Origin of the sequence: Ewingella sp. AOP9-I1-14, from assembly GCF_052375995.1 — a bacterium.
Classification (GTDB): domain Bacteria; phylum Pseudomonadota; class Gammaproteobacteria; order Enterobacterales; family Enterobacteriaceae; genus Ewingella; species Ewingella allii.
On record NZ_JBQSVA010000026.1, the window covers coordinates 1 to 4,400 of the forward strand.

Consider the following 4,400-nt stretch of genomic DNA (forward strand, 5'->3'; position numbering starts at 1 on the left):
CTTTTCTTTAGACATCGATTGTCCCTCTAAGACACGGTTAAATCGGTGGTATCACCACATCAACCAAGCATTTGCTTGATGAATTATTTTACAGAAAGAAAATCAGGAGGGAGAGAATTGGGAAGTGGTGCTGATAGGCAGATTCGAACTGCCGACCTCACCCTTACCAAGGGTGCGCTCTACCAACTGAGCTATATCAGCACATACTTGGAGCGGGCAGTGGGAATCGAACCCACATCATCAGCTTGGAAGGCTGAGGTAATAGCCATTATACGATGCCCGCATCCTGGAACTCGGCTACCTGATTGTTCTGAAGAACGAGAAGACGGGGATAAGGAAATGAGACACTTAACACCTCATCTTCACTTACAAAGCACTTGGCCTCATAAGTTGCCTTAGTGATAAGGCTTGTTTGGTGGTGGGGGAAGGATTCGAACCTTCGAAGTCGATGACGGCAGATTTACAGTCTGCTCCCTTTGGCCGCTCGGGAACCCCACCAGATTTTAAGTACTTGATTGGTGCCGGCACCAAGAGTCGAACTCGGGACCTACTGATTACAAGTCAGTTGCTCTACCAACTGAGCTATGCCGGCATCAAGTGCTGCGCATTCTAGGGAGACTCGGCGGGGGATGCAACAAAAAAATTGCGACTTTTGCTCTATCGGTCATGTTTTATGCAAAAAGTGAGGAAAACAGCGTATCCAGGCCCTTTCTCGCCCAAATATTATGCAAAATGAATTTTTTAAGTTTTACCGCCTCTTGCTGGCCCTTGCCATCCACAGGCCCGAATCTGCTTGGCTCTGGAAACCCGAGCGGCGCTAATTATCCGTTATCTCTCTTTAATCTGTATTCAACACAGATATTTCCTTGAGATAACGCAAAGCAGCCTGCCAATCAGGATGCCAAGGTATAAAAATGCGGATTTATGACTTTAGTTAAAAATTTTTAACCCAATCAAAGAATTCGATAAGGTATAAGAAAAATGTCTACGACGAAAATTTAGCTGTCTATAATGGGCAGCTGGTTTACTGTCTGGACTTGGCGTGCGGCGCCTTTCCTGACCTGCGCTAACAGGCAGATTTTAACTTATGAATAAAAGAGACTTATCCTTGGCAACCCCTTATCTACAGTTCGACAGAGCTCAATGGGCAGCCTTACGTGACTCGGTTCCGTTAACACTAAAGGAAACTGAGATCGCGAAATTAAAAGGCATCAATGAGGATCTATCCTTGGAGGAGGTTGCGCAAATCTATTTGCCGCTTTCACGCCTTCTTAATTTTTACATCAGTTCGAACCTTCGCCGCCAGGCAGTCTTAGAGCAGTTCTTAGGCACGGATGGTCAGAAAATCCCTTATGTCATTGGGATTGCGGGCAGTGTCGCGGTAGGTAAGAGTACGACGGCTCGCGTTCTACAAGCCCTTCTGAGCCGCTGGCCCGAGCATAGGACGGTCGAGTTAATTACCACCGACGGATTCCTGTATCCGAATAAGACGCTGCAAGAACGTGGGATCATGAAGAAGAAAGGCTTCCCGCAATCTTATGATATGCATCAGTTAGTTAACTTTGTGTCAGAGGTTAAGTCCGGCGCCAAGAGCGTTACCGCTCCGGTCTATTCGCACCTGATTTATGATGTGATCCCAGATGGCAACAAAGTCATTGAGCAGCCAGACATTCTTATTTTAGAAGGTCTGAATGTCTTACAAAGCGGGATGGATTACCCACACGATCCCCACCATGTCTTTGTGTCTGACTTCGTCGATTTCTCTATTTACGTCGATGCACCTGCAGACCTATTACAAAGCTGGTATATCAATCGTTTCCTCAAATTCCGTCAGGGCGCGTTTGCCGACCCAGATTCTTATTTCCACCACTATGCGAAGCTGCCAGAGGAAGAGGCAGTGAAGATCGCTACGCAACTGTGGAATGAGATCAACGGGTTGAATTTAAAAGAGAATATCCTCCCAACTCGCGAGCGTGCTAGTCTGATAATGACCAAGAGCGCAAACCACGCGGTGGAGAGTGTTCGATTAAGGAAATGACAAAGGAGGGCAAAAGCCCTCCTTTTTAATGCAATCTAACTTCGACTTGTTACCTACCGCGCAGAGATATCTCGCCACCAATGTATGGCTTAATTACCCCGTCTTGTTCGAGCAGTAATGCACCTTGCTGATCGATACCTCGCTCAATGCCATGAATTTCCTGCTCGCCAATCAATAGCTTAACTGGGCGATCGATAAAATTATCCAGGCTGCGCCAGCGGCTAATGAACGGGGCTAACCCATCAATCTCAAACTGGCGCAGTGCCAGACGCAGCTCAGAGAGTAATGTCGCCGTGAGCTGGTTGCGATCGATATGCACGCCAGCTTCTTGCAGATTTATCCAACCTTGATCGATGCTATCGGCAGAGAGTTCACGCATTTTCAAGTTGATGCCGGCGCCAATAACCAGATGCGCCGCATCGCCGGTTTTCCCTGTTAACTCCACTAGAATACCGGCAAGTTTGCGATCTTTAAGGTAGAGATCGTTTGGCCATTTAACGCGAACGTCCTCCGCCCCCAACTTTTGCAGCACTTCGGCCATAATGATGCCGATCACCAAACTCAGGCCCATTGCCGCAGCCGGACCTTGTTCCAGCTTCCAATACATAGAGAGGTAAAGATTGGAGCCGAAAGGAGAGAACCATTTTCGCCCTCTTCTTCCACGGCCTGCTTGCTGATACTCCGCCACGCAAGCATCACCAGACCCCAGTGTGGTGATACGATCTAACAGATACTGGTTAGTTGAGTCGATAACAGGCAGCACGCTGACTCGTCCTTCCGGCAGGAAGGAGAGGATCTGCTGCTCGTCGAGCAATTGAATGGGTGCAGGCAGACTGTAGCCCTTACCAGGAACGGTAAAGATATCAACTCCCCAGTCCCTGACTGTCTGTATGTGCTTGTTGATGGCGGCACGGCTCATGCCTAACTCTGTGCCTAACTGCTCGCCAGAGTGGAACTCGCCGTCGGAAAGGATGGAGATAAGGTGGAGAGGTACGGTGATATCTTTCATGAAAGCGCCTCAACTGCGTTTACTTCACCCACTGATGATATAAAGCGAACCTCTGGCTCTAAATACACACCAAAACGCTCTGCGACGGTTTCTCGCACCAGTTTTGCCAAAGATTTAATGTCCGCTCCGGTTGCACCGTCTCTATTCACCAGCACCAGCGCCTGCTGTTGATGAACACTCGCGCCACCCAAGCTTGTTCCCTTCAGACCAGCCATTTCGACTAACCAACCTGCGGCAAGCTTAACCGTGCCGTCGGCCTGTGGGTAATAAGGCATGGCCGGATACTGGTTCTTCAGAGCATCAGCGATAAGGGCATCGACAATCGGATTCTTAAAGAAGCTCCCTGCATTCCCTGTCACTTTAGGGTCTGGAAGCTTGCTGCGACGCATATGACACACTGAATCGAATATTTGTTGCGGGGTTACGCTGACATCATCCAGACGGGTTAAATCACCGTAAGTCAGCTTTGGATGCCAATCCTTACTCAGCCGCAGCCCCACCGCCACGATAGCAAAACCATCGCGATACCCATGTTTGAAGATGCTTTCACGGTAGCCGAACTGGCATTCGCTGGCATCAATACGGCTAATCTCGCCGGTTGCTAAGTTAAGTAAGTCGACATAATCACAGACATTTTGCAGCTCAATGCCGTAAGCGCCAATGTTCTGAATAGGCGCAGATCCCACACAGCCAGGGATCAAGGCTAAGTTTTCGAGTCCGGGGATATTCTTCTCTAGCATTGAAACGACTAACTGGTGCCAATTCTCACCTGCGCCTACATGCAATAACCACTCATGATCATTCTCTTTAATATCGATCCCAAGGATGCGGTTCAGAACAATATCACCGGAGAAATCATTTAAAAACAGAACGTTACTGCCTTCGCCCAATAATAAGAATGGCTTGTTCGATTTTTTGGCCTCAAGCCAGGCTGCTGATAATTCCGCGGGCGTCGAAGCCGTTATTACGGCGTTAGCATTAGCGTTGATAGCAAAGGTATTGAAAGCCTTTAAAGATGTACCTTGGATCGGCATAACCACATTACTCATTCGTTACTCAATTATGCCCAGTTTAACTGATCCAGCGGTTTACGGCTTATAGAGTTTGATTGTGTTTTTAAGATAGGGAGGATCTTAAGAGAATTAAGGAGGAATGTATGAAGTTTTATTTACCGTTTCCCACATAGCAAAAAACCCCGGCCTTTAGGCTGGGGTTTCTCACTTTATTTGATGCCTGGCAGGTGATGAACCACCGCGTGCTTCACCCTGCGGGACGCTGCTGCGCAACGTTCAAAAGGCAGCGCCTTTTGTCCTACTCTCTTCTCGAGCAGAGAACCGCCGGAAGGCAAAAAGC

3 protein-coding genes and 4 tRNA genes are annotated in these 4,400 nt (G+C 48.3%); 1 reads left to right on the plus strand and 6 read right to left on the minus strand.

Features of this window, described 5'->3' with window-relative positions:
• Positions 1-125: 125 nt before the first annotated feature.
• The 4 genes from ACT3RT_RS22900 to ACT3RT_RS22915 form a co-directional block, all read right to left on the minus strand.
• Positions 126-201: transfer RNA gene (locus ACT3RT_RS22900), tRNA-Thr, on the minus strand.
• Between the two features lie 7 nt (positions 202-208).
• A tRNA-Gly gene (locus ACT3RT_RS22905) sits at positions 209-283 on the minus strand.
• 130 nt (positions 284-413) lie between these two features.
• Positions 414-498, minus strand: a tRNA-Tyr gene (locus ACT3RT_RS22910).
• Positions 499-516: 18 nt separating this feature from the next.
• Positions 517-592 (minus strand) — tRNA-Thr (locus ACT3RT_RS22915).
• 495 nt (positions 593-1,087) lie between these two features.
• Between ACT3RT_RS22915 and coaA the strand changes: the two genes are divergently transcribed.
• Positions 1,088-2,038, plus strand: coding sequence for a type I pantothenate kinase (gene coaA / locus ACT3RT_RS22920; RefSeq protein ID WP_353500570.1), 951 nt, complete (start codon positions 1,088-1,090; stop codon positions 2,036-2,038).
• A 49-nt stretch (positions 2,039-2,087) separates the two neighbouring features.
• Here the strand turns inward: coaA and birA are convergent, their stop codons facing one another.
• A complete protein-coding gene (gene birA / locus ACT3RT_RS22925; protein WP_496203776.1) occupies positions 2,088-3,047 on the minus strand; it encodes a bifunctional biotin--[acetyl-CoA-carboxylase] ligase/biotin operon repressor BirA in 960 nt (319 codons plus the stop codon).
• A complete protein-coding gene (gene murB / locus ACT3RT_RS22930; protein ID WP_485904295.1) occupies positions 3,044-4,081 on the minus strand; it encodes a UDP-N-acetylmuramate dehydrogenase in 1,038 nt (345 codons plus the stop codon). The genes birA and murB overlap by 4 nt, the downstream gene beginning before the upstream one ends.
• Positions 4,082-4,400 lie beyond the last annotated feature (319 nt).